16 protein-coding genes are annotated in these 17,107 nt (G+C 66.9%); 5 read left to right on the top strand and 11 right to left on the bottom strand.

Annotated features, from left to right (window positions below; genetic code table 11):
- Window positions 1-96 precede the first annotated feature (96 nt).
- Window positions 97-2,835, bottom strand: a complete 2,739-nt coding sequence (secA, locus tag BMX57_RS08670) for a preprotein translocase subunit SecA (RefSeq protein WP_092365181.1) — start codon at window positions 2,833-2,835, stop codon at window positions 97-99.
- A 175-nt stretch (window positions 2,836-3,010) separates the two neighbouring features.
- Here secA and BMX57_RS08665 point away from each other — a divergent pair, with 175 nt between their 5' ends.
- Genes BMX57_RS08665 through BMX57_RS08655 form a run of 3 tightly spaced genes read left to right on the top strand, consistent with a single transcriptional unit; the run spans window position 3,011 to window position 5,489 of the window.
- Window positions 3,011-3,862: a peptidylprolyl isomerase gene (locus tag BMX57_RS08665; protein ID WP_092365178.1), complete on the top strand. Its 852-nt coding sequence runs from the start codon at window positions 3,011-3,013 to the stop codon at window positions 3,860-3,862.
- Window positions 3,863-3,867: 5 nt separating this feature from the next.
- On the top strand, window positions 3,868-5,094 hold the full coding sequence (gene argJ, locus BMX57_RS08660; RefSeq protein ID WP_092365174.1) for a bifunctional glutamate N-acetyltransferase/amino-acid acetyltransferase ArgJ: 1,227 nt from the start codon (window positions 3,868-3,870) through the stop codon (window positions 5,092-5,094).
- The gene (locus BMX57_RS08655; protein ID WP_092365171.1) at window positions 5,091-5,489 is read left to right on the top strand and encodes a (deoxy)nucleoside triphosphate pyrophosphohydrolase; all 399 of its coding nucleotides are present in this window, start codon (window positions 5,091-5,093) and stop codon (window positions 5,487-5,489) included. The genes argJ and BMX57_RS08655 overlap by 4 nt, the downstream gene beginning before the upstream one ends.
- A gap of 329 nt (window positions 5,490-5,818) precedes the next feature.
- Here the strand turns inward: BMX57_RS08655 and infB are convergent, their stop codons facing one another.
- The 6 genes from infB to pip form a co-directional block, all read right to left on the bottom strand.
- Complete coding sequence (gene infB / locus BMX57_RS08645) at window positions 5,819-8,308, bottom strand: translation initiation factor IF-2 (protein WP_092365165.1); 2,490 nt, start codon at window positions 8,306-8,308, stop codon at window positions 5,819-5,821.
- A gap of 8 nt (window positions 8,309-8,316) precedes the next feature.
- Window positions 8,317-8,943, bottom strand: coding sequence for an RNA-binding protein (locus BMX57_RS08640; RefSeq protein ID WP_092365162.1), 627 nt, complete (start codon window positions 8,941-8,943; stop codon window positions 8,317-8,319).
- A gap of 16 nt (window positions 8,944-8,959) precedes the next feature.
- A complete protein-coding gene (gene nusA, locus BMX57_RS08635; RefSeq protein ID WP_092365159.1) occupies window positions 8,960-10,585 on the bottom strand; it encodes a transcription termination factor NusA in 1,626 nt (541 codons plus the stop codon).
- Window positions 10,585-11,175, bottom strand: coding sequence for a ribosome maturation factor RimP (gene rimP, locus BMX57_RS08630; RefSeq protein WP_092365157.1), 591 nt, complete (start codon window positions 11,173-11,175; stop codon window positions 10,585-10,587). Before rimP ends, nusA begins: the two co-directional genes overlap by 1 nt.
- Window positions 11,176-11,352: 177 nt before the next feature.
- Window positions 11,353-12,171: an ABC transporter substrate-binding protein gene (locus BMX57_RS08625; protein ID WP_092365154.1), complete on the bottom strand. Its 819-nt coding sequence runs from the start codon at window positions 12,169-12,171 to the stop codon at window positions 11,353-11,355.
- Window positions 12,168-13,148, bottom strand: a complete 981-nt coding sequence (gene pip, locus BMX57_RS08620; RefSeq protein WP_092365151.1) for a prolyl aminopeptidase — start codon at window positions 13,146-13,148, stop codon at window positions 12,168-12,170. Before pip ends, BMX57_RS08625 begins: the two co-directional genes overlap by 4 nt.
- A gap of 48 nt (window positions 13,149-13,196) precedes the next feature.
- Between pip and ubiG the strand changes: the two genes are divergently transcribed.
- Window positions 13,197-13,946: a bifunctional 2-polyprenyl-6-hydroxyphenol methylase/3-demethylubiquinol 3-O-methyltransferase UbiG gene (ubiG, locus tag BMX57_RS08615; RefSeq protein WP_092365149.1), complete on the top strand. Its 750-nt coding sequence runs from the start codon at window positions 13,197-13,199 to the stop codon at window positions 13,944-13,946.
- 7 nt (window positions 13,947-13,953) lie between these two features.
- On the opposite strand, the gene BMX57_RS08610 is transcribed toward ubiG, so the two are convergent.
- Genes BMX57_RS08610 through BMX57_RS08595 form a run of 4 tightly spaced genes read right to left on the bottom strand, consistent with a single transcriptional unit; the run spans window position 13,954 to window position 16,257 of the window.
- Window positions 13,954-14,391, bottom strand: coding sequence for a MarR family winged helix-turn-helix transcriptional regulator (locus BMX57_RS08610; RefSeq protein WP_092365146.1), 438 nt, complete (start codon window positions 14,389-14,391; stop codon window positions 13,954-13,956).
- 13 nt (window positions 14,392-14,404) lie between these two features.
- A complete protein-coding gene (locus tag BMX57_RS08605) occupies window positions 14,405-15,235 on the bottom strand; it encodes a carbon-nitrogen hydrolase family protein (RefSeq protein ID WP_092365143.1) in 831 nt (276 codons plus the stop codon).
- Complete coding sequence (gene grxC / locus BMX57_RS08600) at window positions 15,235-15,492, bottom strand: glutaredoxin 3 (protein ID WP_092365140.1); 258 nt, start codon at window positions 15,490-15,492, stop codon at window positions 15,235-15,237. The genes BMX57_RS08605 and grxC overlap by 1 nt, the downstream gene beginning before the upstream one ends.
- A 15-nt stretch (window positions 15,493-15,507) precedes the next feature.
- Window positions 15,508-16,257, bottom strand: coding sequence for a ComF family protein (locus BMX57_RS08595; protein ID WP_092365137.1), 750 nt, complete (start codon window positions 16,255-16,257; stop codon window positions 15,508-15,510).
- Window positions 16,258-16,274: 17 nt separating this feature from the next.
- Between BMX57_RS08595 and BMX57_RS08590 the strand changes: the two genes are divergently transcribed.
- The gene (locus BMX57_RS08590) at window positions 16,275-17,105 is read left to right on the top strand and encodes a methyltransferase domain-containing protein (protein ID WP_092365134.1); all 831 of its coding nucleotides are present in this window, start codon (window positions 16,275-16,277) and stop codon (window positions 17,103-17,105) included.
- Window positions 17,106-17,107 lie beyond the last annotated feature (2 nt).

Raw genomic sequence — 17,107 nt, 5'->3', positions numbered from 1 at the left:
TCTCCATCGCCGACTGGCTCATCGTGAACTGTCGTCAACAAAGAGGGCCAAGATGTGACCGGCCTTGGGACTCTTTTTGTCAACCCCGGGGCAAGGTCAGGCCAGGCGTCCGTGGCAGTGCTTGAACTTCTTGCCCGAGCCGCAGGGGCATTTCTCGTTGCGGCCGGGATTGCCCCATGTGGTGGGATCATCCTCGACGAAACCTTGTGCGGCGGGGGCGTCACCGCCGGCCTCGGCCAGCGCCGGTTCGCGCGCCGGCTCGGCTGCCGGTTGTTCGGCGGCCGGCTCCTCGGCGGGCTGTGCCGCGGCTGGCTGGGCGGCCATCTGGGCCAGCATCTGCTTCTGCTCTTCCTCGGTCAGCGGACGCACCCGCGACAATTGCTGCGTGACCGTCTCGCGCAGGCTGTCGAGCATGGATTCGAACAGCTGGAAGCTCTCGTTCTTGTATTCGTTCAGCGGATCGCGCTGGGCGTATCCCCGGAACCCAACGACCGAGCGGAGATGTTCGAGCGTCAGAAGATGCTCGCGCCATTTCGCGTCGATGGTCTGCAGCAGGATCTGCTTTTCGATGTTCCGCATGGTCTCGGGGCCGAACTCGACGGCCTTCTTGGCCATCAGTTCGTCGGTCTCCTTGACCAGCCGCTCGCGCACGACATCGTCGTCCACGCCCTCTTCGGCCAGCCAGTCGATGATCGGCAGGTCGGCACCCAGGTTTTCGATCACCGCGGCATAGAAACCCTCGGCGTCCCACTGGTCGGCATAGGTCTTCGGCGGCATGAACTGGTCGACCAGGTCGTCGATCACCTGGCGGCGCATGTCGCCGACAATTTCCGACAGGTCCTCGGCGGCCATGATCTCGCGCCGCTGGCTGAAGACCACCTTGCGCTGGTCGTTCATCACGTCGTCGAATTTCAGCACGTTCTTGCGCATGTCGAAATTGCGGCCCTCGACCTTGGCCTGGGCCCGTTCCAGCGACTTGTTCACCCAGGGGTGGATGATCGCCTCGCCCTCTTTCATGCCCAGCGAGGTGAGCACCTTGTCCAGCCGCTGGGATCCGAAGATCCGCATCAGGTCGTCCTCGAGGCTGAGGTAGAACACGGTGCGACCCGGATCGCCCTGACGGCCCGAACGGCCGCGCAGCTGGTTGTCGATGCGGCGGCTCTCGTGCCGCTCCGAGGCCATCACGTAGAGGCCGCCCGCCTCGATCACCTTCTGCTTCTCCTCGGCATGCTTTGCCTCTTCGCGCTTGCGCAGCTCGACGGGGTCGGCTTCGGGGTCTTCTGCCAGCGCCGCCAGAACCTGCATCTCGACATTGCCGCCCAGCTGGATGTCGGTGCCGCGACCGGCCATGTTGGTGGCGATGGTCACTGCGCCCAGACGGCCGGCCTCGGCGACGATCTGCGCCTCCTTGTCGTGCTGGCGCGCGTTCAGGACGTTGTGCTTGATGCCTTCCTTGGTCAGCAGCTGGCTCAGCTGTTCCGACTTCTCGATCGAGGTGGTGCCTGCCAGGACCGGCTGCCCCTTCTCGTTCGCCTTCTTGATCTCGGCGATCATGGCAGCGTATTTCTCGGCCACCGTGCGATAGACCTGATCGTCCTGGTCGTCGCGCGCGATCGGCTTGTTGGTCGGCACCTCGACCACGCCAAGACCGTAGATCTCGCCGAATTCCTCGGCCTCGGTGGTGGCGGTGCCGGTCATGCCGGCCAGCTTGTCGTAGAGCCGGAAATAGTTCTGGAACGTCACGCTGGCCAGGGTCACGTTCTCGGGTTGGATGGTTGCGCCCTCCTTGGCCTCGATTGCCTGGTGCAAGCCGTCGGACAGGCGGCGGCCCGGCATCATCCGGCCGGTGAATTCGTCGATCAGCACGACCTCGCCATCGCGGACGATATAGTCCTTGTCCTTGGTGAACAGGATATGCGCGCGCAGGCCCTGGTTCACATGGTGCACCACCGTCGTGCTCTCGGGGTCATAGAGTGTGTGCTCGGGTTCCAGAAGGTCGCGGGCCTTCAGCTGCTCTTCGAGAAACTCGTTGCCCTCGTCGGTAAAGGTCACGTTGCGGGTCTTCTCGTCCAGCTCGTAATGTTCGGGCTTGAGCAGCGGGATGATGGCATTGATCGTGACATAGAGATCCGACCGGTCCTGCGAGGGCCCCGAGATGATCAGCGGCGTGCGCGCCTCGTCGATCAGGATCGAGTCGACCTCGTCGACGATGGCGAAGTTGTGGTGCTTCTGGAACAGCTGGCTCAGTTCCGATTTCATGTTGTCGCGCAGGTAATCGAATCCCAGCTCGTTATTGGTGGCATAGGTGATGTCGCAGCCATAGGCGGCGCGCTTTTCCTCTTCGGGCATGCCCGACCAGATCACGCCGGTGGTCATGCCGAGCGCTGCATAGACCTTGCCCATCCATTCGGCGTCCCGCTTGGCCAGGTATTCGTTCACCGTGACGATATGCACGCCCTTGCCGGTCAGCGCGTTCAGATAGGCGGGAAATGTGGCGACCAGGGTCTTGCCCTCGCCGGTCTTCATCTCGGCGATGTTGCCCTGGTGCAGGAACACCCCGCCCATCAGCTGCACGTCGAAGGCGCGCAGGCCCAGGGCGCGCTTGGCTCCCTCGCGGACATTGGCAAAGGCTTCGGGGATCAGGTCGTCCAGGCTCTCGCCCTCCAGCGCGCGCTTGCGCAGCTCTTCGGTGCGGGCCTTCAGGCCGTCATCGTCCAGCTTGGCGAACTCGTCTTCCAGCGCGTTGATCCTGTCGATCAGCGGGCGGGTCGCCTTGATCTTGCGGTCGTTCGGCGTTCCGAACACCTTTTTGGCGAGCGTTCCGAGTCCCAGCATGTTCACTCCGGCTGATCTGTATCTCTTGGCATTCGAGACAGACTTGTCCGTCCAGCACACAACCCATAGATACGGGGCGAACGGCGGTTCTGTCCAAGGCTTGCAGGCGATGTAAGCGGCAGGCCGAAAAGTGTCAACGCCGCGCCCTGTCGCGGCAAGAGAATAGGAAGAATCCATGCCCAAAGGTCTCACATTTCTGGCATCCGCGACGCTCGCACTTACGCTGGCCATGCCACTGGCCGCCGAAGAGGCGCCCGGGGCCGACACGGTCGTCGCCCGCGTCAACGGCGAAGAGATCACGCTGGGCCACATGATCGTCGCCCGTGCCGGGCTGCCGCAGCAATACCAGCAGCTGCCCGACGAAGTGCTTTACGAGGCGATCATGGACCAGCTGATCCAGCAGAACCTGATGCAGCAGGCGCAGGGCGGCGAGGTTCCCAAGCGGATCGAGCTGCAGCTCGAGAACGAACGCCGGTCTCTGATGGCGGCCGAGCTGATCGAGGGGGTGATGCAGACGGCCACGACCGAGGACGCGATCCAGAAGGCCTATGACGCGGCCTATGCCGACGGGTTCGGCGGCGAGGAATACAACGCCTCGCACATCCTGGTGGAGTCCGAGGACGAGGCCAAGGCGATCCGCGCCGACCTGGAAGGCGGCGCCGATTTCGCCGCCACCGCCAAGGAGAAGTCGACCGGACCGTCCGGGCCCAATGGCGGCGAACTGGGCTGGTTCTCGGAAGGGTCGATGGTGCCGCCCTTTGAGGAGGCGGTGATGTCGCTGGAGAAGGGGCAGATTTCCGACCCGGTGCAGACGCAGTTCGGCTGGCACGTGATCGTTCTGAACGACAAGCGCATGGCCGAGGCGCCCGAGCTGGACGAGGTGCGCGACGAGCTGGCACAGCAGGTCCAGCGCGCGGCGGTCGATGCCAAGGTCGCCGAGCTGACCAAGGGCGCCGAGATCGAGCGCCCGGAGATCGAAGACCTCGATCCCTCGATCCTGAGTGATCTGAGCCTGATCGAGGAGTAATCGCGGTGGCCACGATCACCCATGTCTCGCCGCTGGCGCCAGAGGCGTTTCCCGACCTTCCGGCGATCGGAGGCGTGCGATTTGCCACCGCCGCGGCCGGGGTCAAGTACCAGGATCGGCCGGACGTGATGCTGGCCGTCCTCGATCCCGGCAGCGCGGTGGCGGGGGTGTTCACGCGCTCGTCGACCCGCGCCGCGCCGGTGCTGGACTGCCAGGCCAAGATCGGCGGGGCCAGTGACGGGCCGGCGGCGATCCTGGTCAATTCCGGTAACGCCAACGCCTTCACCGGGCATTACGGACAAAGCTCGGTCGCCGCGGTCACGCAAGCGGTGGCCGAGGCGACCTCGGTGCCGGTATCGCGGGTGTTCACCTCATCGACCGGGGTGATCGGCGAGCGCTTGCCGCATGAGCGGATCGTGGCCCGGCTGAGCGACCTGGCGGCGGGGCTGTCGGCGGGTGCCATCGGCGATGCCGCGCGGGCGATCATGACGACCGACACTTTTCCCAAGGGCGCATCGCGCGAGGTGACGGTTGGCGGCAAGACCGTCCGCATCGCCGGGATCGCCAAGGGATCGGGCATGATCGCGCCCGACATGGCCACGATGCTGGCCTATATCTTCACCGACGCCGCCATCGAACAGTCGAAGCTGCAGGAGATGCTGGGCGCGCTGTCCGACCGGACATTCAACTGCATCACCGTGGACAGCGACACCTCGACCTCGGACAGCGTGCTGGTCTGCGCGACCGGGGCGGCGGGCGTTGACGCCACGGACGATCCCGCGTTCCGCGAGGCTCTCGAGGCGGTGATGCGGGACCTGGCGCAGCAGGTCGTCCGCGACGGCGAGGGTGCCAGCAAGTTCGTCGAGATCCGCGTGACCGGCGCCGTCTCGGATGCCGAGGCAAGGGTGCACGGGCGGGCCATCGCCAACTCGCCGCTGGTCAAGACCGCGATTGCCGGTGAGGATCCCAATTGGGGCCGTATCGTCATGGCGATCGGCAAGTCCGGCGCCACGGCGGATCGCGACCGGCTGAGCATTTCCTTCGGCGACATCCCGGTTGCGGAAAAAGGCTGGGTCAGCCCCGACTACAGCGAAGATGCCGCGGCCGCCTACATGAAAAGGCCCGAACTGGTCATCTCGGTCGATCTGGGGCTTGGCGAGGGCCGGGCCACGGTATGGACCTGCGACCTGACCCACGGATACATCCGGATCAACGCGGATTACCGCTCGTGAAGACGCTGCTGGTGTCCGCGGTGGCCCTGATCGACGTGGACGGGCGCGTGCTGCTGGCGCAGCGGCCCGAGGGCAAGTCGATGGCGGGGCTGTGGGAATTTCCCGGCGGCAAGGTCGAAGAGGGCGAGACGCCGGAACACGCGCTGATCCGCGAACTGGACGAGGAGCTGGGCATCAACACCTGGGAATCCTGCCTTGCGCCGCTGACCTTCGCCAGCCATTCCTATGACGGCTTTCATTTGCTGATGCCGCTGTTTGCCTGCCGCAAATGGGAGGGGATACCGCAGGCCCGCGAAAACCAGGCCCTGTCCTGGGCGCGGCCCGCGGACCTGCGCGACTACCCCATGCCGCCTGCGGACATCCCCCTGATCCCGATCCTGCGCGACTGGCTCTGACGGGCGAACGGGACTCCACCGGCGATTTTACGTTTGCGGCGAAGTAAATCCGGTCTAGGATTTCCGAATTGGGACCTCATCGGGGGGATTGCGGAATGCTTCGCACCATCGTGATGGGCAGTTGCGTGTCTGTGCAGGGCGAATTCGTCCAGTCTCTGCCGGATGGCCGCGTCAAGGTTAGGGTTGGTGACAGGGTATATGTGGGGCGGCCGGTTCAGGCCGCGGCCTGACTGCCTCAAGACCAGGGATCCGGGCGACGCGCCCCGGCACCCGAACGAAAAACGGCGGCCCTTGCGGCCGCCGTTCCCTTGCCTGCCCAGTGGCGCGGATCAGTCGAGCTTGCGCTCGACCTCCTCGCGCTCGAAGATCTCGATCACATCGGCCGGGCGGATGTCCTCGTAATTCTCGAAGGCCATGCCGCATTCCTGGCCGGATTGCACCTCGGCAACTTCGTCCTTGAACCGCTTGAGCGTCTTCAGCGTGCCTTCGTGGATCACCACGTTGTCGCGCAGCAGACGCACACCGGCCGACCGGCGGGCAATGCCCTCGGTGACCAGACAGCCGGCGACCTTGCCGACATTCGAGACCTTGAAGACCTCCTTGATCTCGGCATAGCCGATGAAGGTCTCCTTGATCTCGGCGCTCAGCAGGCCCGATGCGGCGGCTTTCACGTCGTCCACCAGGTCGTAGATCACCGAGTAGTAGCGGATCTCGACGCCCTTCTGGTTGGCGGTGTTGCGCGCCGAGGCGTTGGCCCGGACGTTGAAGCCCATGACCGGCGCGCCCGATGCCTCGGCCAGTCCGATATCGGTCTCGGTGATGGCGCCGACGCCCGAATGCAGAACGCGCACGCGGACCTCGTCGTTGCCGATCTTCTCCATCGCCTGAACGATGGCCTCGGCCGAGCCCTGCACGTCGGCCTTCACCAGGATCGGAAGCTCGTTGACGCTTTCGTCCTCCTTGGCCTTCTGCATCAGCTGTTCCAGAGTGGTCGCGGCACCGGCGGCGGCGCGCTTGTCCTTGGCGGCGTTCGCACGGTATTCGGCGATCTCGCGGGCCTGCGCCTCGGTCTCGGTGACGTTCAGAACGTCGCCGGCCTCGGGCGTGCCGTTGAGGCCCAGCACCTCGACCGGAACCGACGGGCCGGCCTCCTTGACGCGTTCGCCCTTGTCGTTGATCAGCGCGCGGACCTTGCCGTATTGCTCGCCCACGACGAAGATGTCGCCCTGGCGCAGCGTGCCCTTCTGCACAAGGACCGTCGCCACGGGGCCGCGGCCCACGTCCAGCTGCGCCTCGATCACCGCGCCCTGCGCCGCCCGGTCGGGGTTGGCGTTGAGCTCCAGGATCTCGGCCTGCAGGGCGATCGCCTCCAGCAGCTCGTCCAGGCCCTGGCCGGAAATGGCCGAGACCTCGACATCCTGCACGTCGCCTGACATCTTCTCGACGATGACCTCGTGCTGCAGCAGGTCGGTGCGCACCTTGTCGGGGTCGGCGTCGTGCTTGTCGATCTTGTTGATCGCCACGATCATCGGCACTTGCGCCGCCTTGGCGTGGTTGATGGCCTCGATGGTCTGCGGCATGACCGCGTCATCGGCGGCCACCACCAGCACCACGATATCGGTGACCTGCGCCCCGCGCGACCGCATCGACGTGAACGCCGCGTGGCCGGGCGTGTCGAGGAAGGTCAGCACCGCGCCGCTGTCGGTCTTCACCTGATAGGCGCCGATATGCTGGGTGATGCCACCGGCCTCGCCCGCGACCACCTTGGCGTCGCGGATCGCGTCCAGCAGCGAGGTCTTGCCGTGGTCCACGTGGCCCATGATGGTGATGACCGGCGGGCGCGGCTTGAGGTTGCCCTCGTCGTCGTCGATATCGGCGATGACGTCTTCGACATCGGAATCCGAGACCCGCACGACCTTGTGGCCGAATTCCTCGATGATGAGCTCGGCGGTGTCGGCGTCGATGGTCTGGTTCTGCGTAACCATCATGCCCATGTTCATCAGCGACTTGACCACGTCGGCCACGCGCTCGGCCATCCGGTTGGCCAGTTCCGAGACCACGATGGCCTCGGGCAGCTGCACGTCGCGGATCACCTTTTCGCGCTCGATCGGGCCGCCCATCGCCTTCTGGCGGGCGCGCTCCTGCTTGCGCTTCATCGCGGCCATCGACCGCTGGCGGCCGCCTTCGCCGCCGCGCAGCGCCTGGTTCAGGGTCAGCTTGCCGGAGCGGCGGTTGTCGTCGCGGCCCTTGCCGCGCGACTGACGGTCGTCGCGTTCCCGTTCGGGCTTGCGCGCGGCCGCGGGCGGCGGGCCGGACTTGGGCGCGGCCCGGTCGGGCTTGGGCCCTTCCTTGGCAGCCACGGCCTCGGCTTCGGCACGCTTTTCGGCCGCCTCGGCCTCGGCCCGGCGCTGTTCTTCCTGCTCCGCCTTTTGGCGGGCCTTTTCCTCGGCCTCGCGCTGCTCGCGTTCCTTGGCCTCGGCCTCGGCGCGGCGGCGTTCACGCTCTTCGGCGCGGGCCTTTTCCTCGGCTTCGCGCTGCTGCGCCTCCTCGGCCTCGCGGGCCTTGGCGGCCTGAAGCGCCTTCATGCGGCGGTCCATCTCGGCATCCGAGATCCCGGCCGGGCGACGCGACGGGTTGCCAGCGGGCGCCGAGCCGCCGCCGGCGGCGGGTTTCGAGGCGCCCGGCTTGGGAACCACGACGCGTTTGCGCTTGGTTTCCACAACGACATTCTTGGTCCGTCCGTGGCTGAAACTCTGTTTCACGTTCCCCGGTCGGGAGCCACGCAGACCCAATGTCTTCTTGCCGTCACTATCGCTCATAAAGCTACTTATCCTTCCGAGCGGCCCTTGCCGCCGTCATCCGTCGTTTCGCGCAATCCGCGCAAGCGTTGCGCTTCCTCTACAACACGTTTGGCGAGTCCACCAGAGGCCAGCGCCGCATGTATCACTGTTTGGCGTCCAAACGCCATGCCCAATTCATCCGCCGTGAGCCAGCCGATATAGCTGCCGCGATGCGGTGTGCTCAGCTTCGACTTGCCCCGTGCCGAGCCGTCTTCGGCCTGGATCAGGACCCGGGCCTCTTCCTTGTCGAGCCAGGCCTTTACCTTCTCGTATCCGGCCACCGCGTCGCCCGACTTGCGGGCCAGGCTGATCAGCTCGACCACGCGGCGTGCCAGCTGCCGTTCGACCTCCTCGCCCAGATCCTCGGGCACCGTCACCGGCATCTTCAGCCCACGCGCGAACAGCTTCTTGCGCGCGGCGGTGTCGATCGCCTTTGCATCGGCGGCGACATAAACGCCCCGGCCGGGCAGCTTGCCGGCCACATCGGGGACGATCTGCGCGTCGGGACCGGCGACGAAGCGGATCAGCCCGTGTTTCGGGCGCAGCTCGCCGGTGGCGATGCACTTGCGCTCGGGACCGTCGGGCCGGTCCTTGACTGCTCCGCCGCGGCTCACCTCGCGCCCCTCCGGATCAGGCCTCGGCCTCGGCTTCGGTTTCCTCGCCCTCGGCGTCGCTCTCTTCCTCTTCGGACACCAGATCGGCGGGGTCGACCCAACCCAGGTTGATGCGTGCGGTCATGACCATGTCCTGGGCTTCCTCCAGCGACAGGTCGAAGGGTTCCAGGATACCGTCATCCTTGACCCGCTGGCCATCGACCGTCGTCCAGCCGCCGGCCAGTTCCCAGTCGGCGCAGGTGGCGAAATCCTCGAGTGTCTTCACATCGTCCTTCGCCAATGCCTCAACCATCTGGGGGGTCAGGCCCTCGAATTCAATAAGGCTGTCCTCGGCGCCCAGCGCGCGGGCATTCTCGAGCGCCGCCTTGGCCTGCGCCTCGAGGAAGTCGCGGGCACGGGCCTGCAGCTCCTCCGCGGTGCCCTCGTCGACGCCGTCGATCACCAGCAGCTCGTCCTGCTCGACATAGGCCACCTCTTCGAGATTGGTGAAGCCCTCCGAGACCAGCAACTGGGCAAAGAACTCGTCCAGGTCCAGGGTTTCCATGAACAGCTGGGTGCGGATCTCGAATTCCTTCTGACGGCGGGCGGATTCCTCCTCCTCGGTCATGATGTCGATGTCCAGGCCGGTCAGCTGGCTGGCCAGGCGCACGTTCTGGCCGCGGCGGCCGATGGCCAGGCTCAGCTGCTCTTCGGGCACCACCACCTCGATCTTGCCGGCCTCTTCGTCCAGCACGACCTTCGAGACCTCGGCGGGCTGCAGCGCGTTCACCAGGAAGGTCGGCTGATCCTCGTTCCAGGGGATGATGTCGATCTTCTCGCCCTGCAGCTCGTTGACCACCGCTTGAACCCGGCTGCCGCGCATACCGACGCAGGCACCCACCGGGTCGATGGAGTTGTCATAGGAGATCACCGCGATCTTGGCGCGGCTGCCGGGGTCGCGGGCCACCGCCTTGATGTCGATGATGCCGTCATAGATTTCCGGCACTTCCATCTTGAACAGCTCGGCCATGAACTCGGGCGCGGTGCGGCTGAGGAAGATCTGCGGCCCGCGCGGTTCGCGGCGCACGTCCTTGATGTAGCAGCGGATGCGGTCGTTGGGGCGATAGCTCTCGCGGCCGATCTTCTCGTTGCGGCGCAGGATCGCCTCGCCGGTGCCCACATCGACGATGACGTTGCCGTATTCCTCGCGCTTGACCATGCCGTTGATGATGGTGCCGGCGCGGTCCTTGAATTCCTCGAACTGGCGGTCGCGCTCGGCCTCGCGCACCTTCTGCAGGATCACCTGCTTGGCGCTTTGTGCCGCGATGCGGCCCATTTCAACCGGGGGCACCTCTTCGACGAAAGTGTCACCGACCTTGGGATCTTCCAGGTATTGCCTGGCCTGCTCGACGGTCATTTCCGCCTGGTAGTTCTCAAGCTCCTCGTCCTCGACCACGGTGCGCACGCGGGTAAAGGTCGCGCGGCCGGTCTTGCGGTCGATCGCCACCCGGATGTCCATTTCCGAGCCGTAGCGGCTCTTGGCGGCGCGGGCGAGGCTCTCCTCCATCGCCTCGACCACCAGCCCCGGGTCGATCATCTTTTCGCGGGCCACCGCCTCGGCGGTTTGCAAGAGCTCCAGCTGGTTCGCGGACGTGATTGCCATTACTTTGTCTCCTCTTCGGACCCTTCGGTCACGATCTCGTCGAATTCGTCTTCGTTGAGCGCCCCGGCCGCCTTGCGCTGGCGCAGCATTTCCTTGATCAGGTCGTCGGTCAGCACGAGCTTGGCATCGGTCAGCCAGTCGAATTGCAGGCCGATGGTTACCGTGTCGCCGTCCTGGGGAATGTTGATCAGGACCTCGCTGCCCTCGACGCCCGCCAACTCGCCCTTGAATCGGCGGCGCCCGTCGATCAACTCGTCGGTTTCCAGCTTGGCCTCGTAGCCCTCGAACGCGTCGAAATCCTTGATCCGGGTCAGGGGCCGGTCGATGCCGGGGCTGGACACTTCTAGCGTATAGGCATCCAGGATCGGGTCCTCGACATCCAGCGTTGCGCTCACCGCATTCGAGATCTCGGCGCAATCGTCCACCTCGATGCCGCCATCGGGCTTGTCGGCCATGATCTGCAGCGTGGTCTGCTTGCCGCTCATCAGCCGGATGCGCACCAGCTCATAGCCCATGTCCTCGATCACCGGAGAGATGATCTCGGCCAGTCGGCGGTCGATCGCGGCCTTTGCTATCAGGTCGTTCGTCATAGGGTCCAAACACAAAAAAACGGGCGCGCGGCCCGTCGAAATTCCCGGTGGAGCCTTCGGACCAGAACCCGACGCGCCGCTGTTGAGGGGGATATACGCGGGCCGGAACGAGTCTGCAACCCCCGGCTTCCTCTTGCTGCAAATATCCTCGCCGAAGGCATCGCGCGCAGCGCGATTTCAGACCATCCACCACCGTTCCGCGATCCGCCCGTCATCCAGCGGTGCGGTGGCGCCGATCCGGCGCGGAAGCCCGACGGCGGGTGCTATGGCCAGGTCCATCGCCGCCTCGGACGGGTGATAGCGGAAGCGCCCGCGCTCACCCAGGCCGTCCGGGTCGGGCAGGGCGGCCACGTCCACGAACCCGTCGCGCAGCGCCTCGGCGCGCACGGCGGCATCGGGGATCACGATGATCTCCAGCGTGTCGATCCAGCCCGCCTGGCCCTGCCGGTAGTGGCCGGCCACCTTGCGGGCGCGGAAATGGTGGTCGTCGCGGGCCCGTTCCACGCGGTAGCAGCCGGTGCCGTTGGCGTGCTCCAGCGGCGTGACGGTCTCGCCCGCCCGCGGAACGGCAAAGCGGCCCTCCGCCAGCCGCAGCGGCAGATCCGGATCCGGTTCCGCCAGCTCAAGCCGCAGGGCCTTCCGGCCGGTGGCCTCGGCCCGGCCCAGATCGGCGAGCGCCGCGGCGGCATCCTCGACGCGCAGGGGGGTGCCATCGTGAAACACGGCGTCGCCGCGCAGGTCGAAATGCCAGACCCGGGCGCCGGTCTCGGACCGCCAGCCGGTCGCCAGCTCGCCGCGCAGGGTGCCGTCGGGGGCGATCTCGGTCAGCGTGTCGAAGACCGCGCCGCGGGCCACGCGGTCCAGGCTGCCGTCGCGCGGCACTGCCAGGCGCAGCGTGCCGCCGGGGCGCGGGGTCTGCGCGGTCAGTCCGGTCGCCGCCAGCAGCGCGGCGGCGGCACCCGATGCAAACAGCGCGCGGCGGTCCAGCCTGCTCATGCCGCCTCCTGTTCCGCGATACGGTCCATGATCCGCACCAGCTCGGCGCTGATGCCGGGTTCCGACAGCGCATGACCGGCATTGCGCACCATCCGCAGCTCGGCCCCGGGCCACAGCTCGGCCAGCTTCCAGGCCGAGGCCGGCGGGCAAATCATGTCATAGCGGCCCTGTACGATGCGTCCGGGAAGATGCGATATCCGGGCCATGTTGGCGAGGATCTGGCCATCGAATTCCAGGAACCCGCCATTGGTGAAATAGTGGTTTTCGAGCCGGGCGAAGGCGCGGGCGTAATCGCCGGGCGATTCGCCCGTGGTGCCGTCGGAATGGATCGAGGCCAGCGCGTTCTCCCACGCCGCCCAGAGCTTGCCGAAGCGGGTCTCCTCGGCCAGGTCGCCCGAGAACAGGCGACGGTTGTAGGCCGCGATCAGGTCGTGGCGCTCGACCTCGGGGATGGGCGCCACGAACCTGGCCCAGGGTTCGGGCCAGAACCGGCCGGCGCCGCCGCCATAGAACCAGTCCAGTTCGGACCGGGTCATCAGGAAGACCCCGCGCAGGACAAGTTGCCGCACCCGGTCGGGATGCGACTGCGCATAGATCAGCGCCAGCGTCGCGCCCCAGCTGCCGCCGAAGACCAGCCAGGCGTCGATGTCCAGCAGCCGGCGGATCGATTCGATGTCGGCGACCAGGTGCCAGGTCGTGTTGTGAGCCACCGAGGCATGCGGGCGCGACCTGCCGCAGCCGCGCTGATCGAACAGAATCACCCGGTAGTTCTCGGGATCGAAATAGCGCCGCATCGCCGGGCTGCAGCCGCCGCCGGGCCCGCCATGCAGGACCACGACCGGCAGGCCATCGGGATTGCCGCATTGCTCGACATAGATGCGGTGCCCGTTTCCGACGTCGACCATGCGCTGATCGAAAGGGTCGACCGGCGGGTATAGATACTGCACTGCGCGCTTTTGGTCGGGATACTTGTCCATTACCGCCCTATATAGTCCGCCAGAGTAAAAGAGCATACGGAGACAGGAATGCAAGCGCCGCAAACAACGGTCGATCCCACCGAGATCGCCAAGTTCGAGGCGATGGCCGCCGAGTGGTGGGATCCCGATGGCAAGTTCAAGCCGCTGCACATGCTCAACCCGTGCCGGCTGGATTACATCACCGCGCAGATCGCCGCGGAATTCGACCGCGACACCGCCGGCCCGGCGCCGTTTGCGGGGCTGCGGCTGCTGGATATCGGCTGCGGCGGCGGGTTGCTCAGCGAGCCGATGGCGCGGCTGGGCGCCGAGGTCGTGGGCGCCGATGCCGCCGAACGCAACATCCCGGTCGCGCGGATCCATGCCGAGCAATCGGGGCTGAAGATCGACTATCGCCACACCACCGCCGAGGCCCTGGCCGAGGCCGGAGAGCAGTTCGACGTGGTGCTGAACATGGAGGTGGTCGAGCATGTGGCCGATCCGCTGGCCTATCTGACCGCAACGCGGCAATTGCTGAAGCCGGGCGGCCTGCAGGTCTGCTCGACGATCAACCGCAATCCGAAATCCTGGGCCATGGCCATTGTCGGCGCCGAGGTGGTGATGCGCTGGCTGCCGCGCGGCACGCATGAATGGTCCAAGTTCATCACGCCCGACGAGCTTTACGACCTGCTGCGCCGGGCCGGGCTGGAGCCGGTGGACCGCAAGGGATTCGTGTTCAACCCGATCACCTGGGGCTGGTCGCTGTCGGCGCGCGACCTGAGCGTCAACTACGTAACGGCCAGCGTGAAACCGGCGGGCTGAGCCCGGCTCAGTCCTCCAGCTTGCGGCGCAGGTCGCGCAGCACCGGCAGGGTGGCGCGCACCCGATCCGGGCCGATATCGCCGACGACCTGGTTGATCAGCGGCGTGATCGAGGAAATCGCCTGGTCCCGCGCGCGGCGTCCCGCGGGGCTGATGGCCACCATCTTGCGGCGGGCATCGTCCCAATCCGGGCGGATATGGACGTATCCGGCCCATTCCAGCTTGGCCAGCGTGTTGGTCATGGCACCGCGCGTGACGTGGAAGGTGCTGGCCAGCTGAGCCGGCGTGCGTTCGGCGGCGATGAAGGCCAGGTGGTTGAGCACCGAGAAATGCGAGATTTCCATGCCCTTGGGCATCACCCGCCCCAGGCGGTTCCGCAACAGCTGGTCGGCGGTCAGGATCTCACTGAACAGCGAGACGGCAAGGGCATTGGTTTCATCGGACATCGCGCCATGCGGATCAGGGGCCGTCCAAGGGACGGGAATGGGTCAGGGACGGGACCCGTCTGCGGGCCTCGGCAACAGCTTTAGCATCCAGATCGAGAAAGTGAATGCCCGGCCCCTCACCGCCGTCGATCAGCACCTCGCCCCAGGGCGACACCGCCAGGGAATGGCCGTATGTGCTGCGCTGCCGTCCGCGCGAGCACGGATGGGTGCCGGTCTGCGCCGGGGCCAGGACATAGCATCCGGTCTCGATGGCGCGGGCGCGCAGCAAGGGCTGCCAATGCGCGGCGCCGGTGACTGGCGAAAACGCCGCCGGAACGGTCAGGATGGTCGCCCCGGCCTGCGCCAGCGCGGAATAGAGATACGGGAAGCGGAGGTCATAGCAGACGGTCATGCCAATCCGCCCGAACGGGGTGTCGGCCAGAACCGCCTGCGACCCCGGCCGGAAATTGGCCGATTCCCGGTAGGTCTCGGTCTCCGAGACCTGCACGTCGAACATGTGGATCTTGTCGTAGCGGGCGGCAATGTCGCCATCGGGACCGATCAGAACCGACCGGTTGGCGAACCGGCCATCCGCGTCTTCGGTCCTGAGCGCCAGCGAGCCGATCAGCAGCCACAGGCCCAGGTTGCGCGCCTGCTCCCGCAGGGCCCCGAGCATCGCATCCTCGGCCTCGGGCCGCAGGACGGTGCGCTGATGCGTGGTGCTGGTGCTCAGGCAGTTGGTGACCTCGGGGGTCAGGACGAACCCCGCGCCATCGGACGCGGCCCGCGCGATCGCGGTGCGGATCCGGTCGAGATTGTCCGCCGGGTCGTCGGACGAGGTGAACTGGATCAGCGCGGTGCGCATCACGCGGCCAGCAGCGGGTCGAGCTTGCCGGCGCGGTCCAGTTCGTAGAGATCGTCGCAACCGCCCACATGGGTCTCGCCGATGAAGATCTGCGGAACGGTGCGGCGGCCGCCCGCGCGGTCGATCATCTCGGCCTTGCGGCCGGGATTCGTCAGCACGTCGATCTCGGTGAAGCTGACGCCTTTCTGGGTCAGCAGCCGCTTGGCGGCGTGGCAGAAGCCGCAGAGCGGCGATGTGTAAAGTTCAACCGGTTTCATGGTCCATCCCCTGGATCAGCGACAATCTAGGGTCATTTGGGCATCCTTTGCAACGCGTGCCAGCACCAGGACGGATACCCGGGTTGCGCCGGCCTCATGGCACGCGCAGGTGCAGGCGGTCAGCGTGGCCCCCGAGGTCATCACGTCATCGACCAGCAGAATCTCGCGCCCGGCCAGCCGGTGACGGCGTTTGGGGTGCGGGCGGATGGCGTCGGCCAGAATCGCGCTGCGTTCGGCGGTGCCGCGCCCGTCCAGCATGGGCGTACGCCGTGTGCGGATCAGCAGGTCGGGACAGCAGGCCAGCCCGGTCTCGCGCGACAGGGCCTGCGCCAGCAGCGCGGACTGGTTGTAGCGCCGCCGCGTCAGGCGCGTCCAGTGCAGCGGAACCGGCGCGATCAGCATGTCGTCGCGCAGCAGCGGCCGCGCGGCCCGCGCCAGCCAGAGCGCGGCGGGCCGGGCCAGCTCGGCCCGGTCGCCATGTTTCAAAGCCAGCACCAGCCGCCGCGCCCGTCCCGCATAGAGCAGCGCCGCACGCCCGTTGTCCCAGGGCCGATCCGCATCCATGCAGGCGTCACATTCGATCCGGTGGCCGTCGGCATGGCCCGGCAGCGGCGTGCCGCAGGCCTCGCAGACGGTGCCGTCGATGAACGGCGTGTCGCGCCAGCACGGCCCGCAGAGGCCGAAATCCGAGGTCACAAGGTCGCCGCAGCCCAGGCAGCGGGGCGGGTAGACCATCTCGATCGCGGTTTGAATCCTGTGCCACATGCGTTATCCCGCGCCTCATGAAGATCCCCGGACCCGACGCACCCGTCCTGGTCGACCGCGCCGCGTTGCAGGCGCGGCGCGGCCGCGTGCGTCCCGAGGCGTTGTTCCTGCACCGGGCGGCGCTGTCCGAGGTCGAGGATCGGCTGGAGTTGGTTAACAGGGGGTTTACGGCCCCCGCCATCGTGACGCCGTTTCCCGCGATCTGGTCGCCGGCCTTTCCGCAGGCAAGGATCGCCCCGGATGACGATGTGCTGGCGCTGGAGCCGGGCGCGCATGACCTGGTGATCCACGCCATGGCGCTGCACTGGGCCAACGATCCCGTGGGGCAGCTGATCCAGTGCCGCCGCGCCCTGCGCCCTGATGGGCTGCTGCTGGCGGTGTGCCTGGGGGGGGACACCTTGCGCGAATTGCGCGCCGTGCTGGGGCAGGCCGAGACCGAGGTGGCGGGCGGCCTCAGCCCCCGGATCGCGCCGATGGCCGAGATCCGCGACCTGGGCGCGCTGCTGCAGCGCGCCGGGCTGGCGCTGCCGGTGGCCGACAGCGTGCCGCTCAGCGCGGCCTATCGCGATCTTGTGCACCTGATGCACGATCTGCGCGACATGGGTGAGACCAACGCGCTGATGGCGCGGCTGCGCCGTCCGACCCGGCGGGCGGTCTTTGCCCGTGCCGCGACGCTCTATGCCGACCATTTCGCCGATGATGACGGACGGCTGCCCGCCACGTTCGACCTGATCTGCCTGACCGGCTGGGCGCCGGATGACAGCCAGCCCAAGCCGCTGCGCCCGGGCTCGGCCAAGGCCTCGCTGGCGCAGGCGCTGGGCACCGACGAGACGAAACTGCGCGATTGACC

The sequence above is a fragment of the Cribrihabitans marinus genome, assembly GCF_900109035.1.
In the GTDB taxonomy this organism is placed as follows: domain Bacteria; phylum Pseudomonadota; class Alphaproteobacteria; order Rhodobacterales; family Rhodobacteraceae; genus Cribrihabitans; species Cribrihabitans marinus.
This window is presented reverse-complemented; position numbering and strand designations above follow the sequence as displayed.

Coding starts and splice junctions, on each gene's coding strand:
- rimP (WP_092365157.1), bottom strand. CDS start 11,175: ATGACGAACGACCTGATAGCAAAGGCCGCGATCGACCGCCGACTGGCC.
- BMX57_RS08605 (WP_092365143.1), bottom strand. CDS start 15,235: ATGCGCACCGCGCTGATCCAGTTCACCTCGTCCGACGACCCGGCGGAC.
- secA (WP_092365181.1), bottom strand. CDS start 2,835: ATGCTGGGACTCGGAACGCTCGCCAAAAAGGTGTTCGGAACGCCGAAC.
- infB (WP_092365165.1), bottom strand. CDS start 8,308: ATGAGCGATAGTGACGGCAAGAAGACATTGGGTCTGCGTGGCTCCCGA.
- ubiG (WP_092365149.1), top strand. CDS start 13,197: ATGCAAGCGCCGCAAACAACGGTCGATCCCACCGAGATCGCCAAGTTC.
- pip (WP_092365151.1), bottom strand. CDS start 13,148: ATGGACAAGTATCCCGACCAAAAGCGCGCAGTGCAGTATCTATACCCG.
- BMX57_RS08590 (WP_092365134.1), top strand. CDS start 16,275: ATGAAGATCCCCGGACCCGACGCACCCGTCCTGGTCGACCGCGCCGCG.
- BMX57_RS08595 (WP_092365137.1), bottom strand. CDS start 16,257: ATGTGGCACAGGATTCAAACCGCGATCGAGATGGTCTACCCGCCCCGC.
- BMX57_RS08665 (WP_092365178.1), top strand. CDS start 3,011: ATGCCCAAAGGTCTCACATTTCTGGCATCCGCGACGCTCGCACTTACG.
- nusA (WP_092365159.1), bottom strand. CDS start 10,585: ATGGCAATCACGTCCGCGAACCAGCTGGAGCTCTTGCAAACCGCCGAG.
- grxC (WP_092365140.1), bottom strand. CDS start 15,492: ATGAAACCGGTTGAACTTTACACATCGCCGCTCTGCGGCTTCTGCCAC.
- BMX57_RS08610 (WP_092365146.1), bottom strand. CDS start 14,391: ATGTCCGATGAAACCAATGCCCTTGCCGTCTCGCTGTTCAGTGAGATC.
- BMX57_RS08625 (WP_092365154.1), bottom strand. CDS start 12,171: ATGAGCAGGCTGGACCGCCGCGCGCTGTTTGCATCGGGTGCCGCCGCC.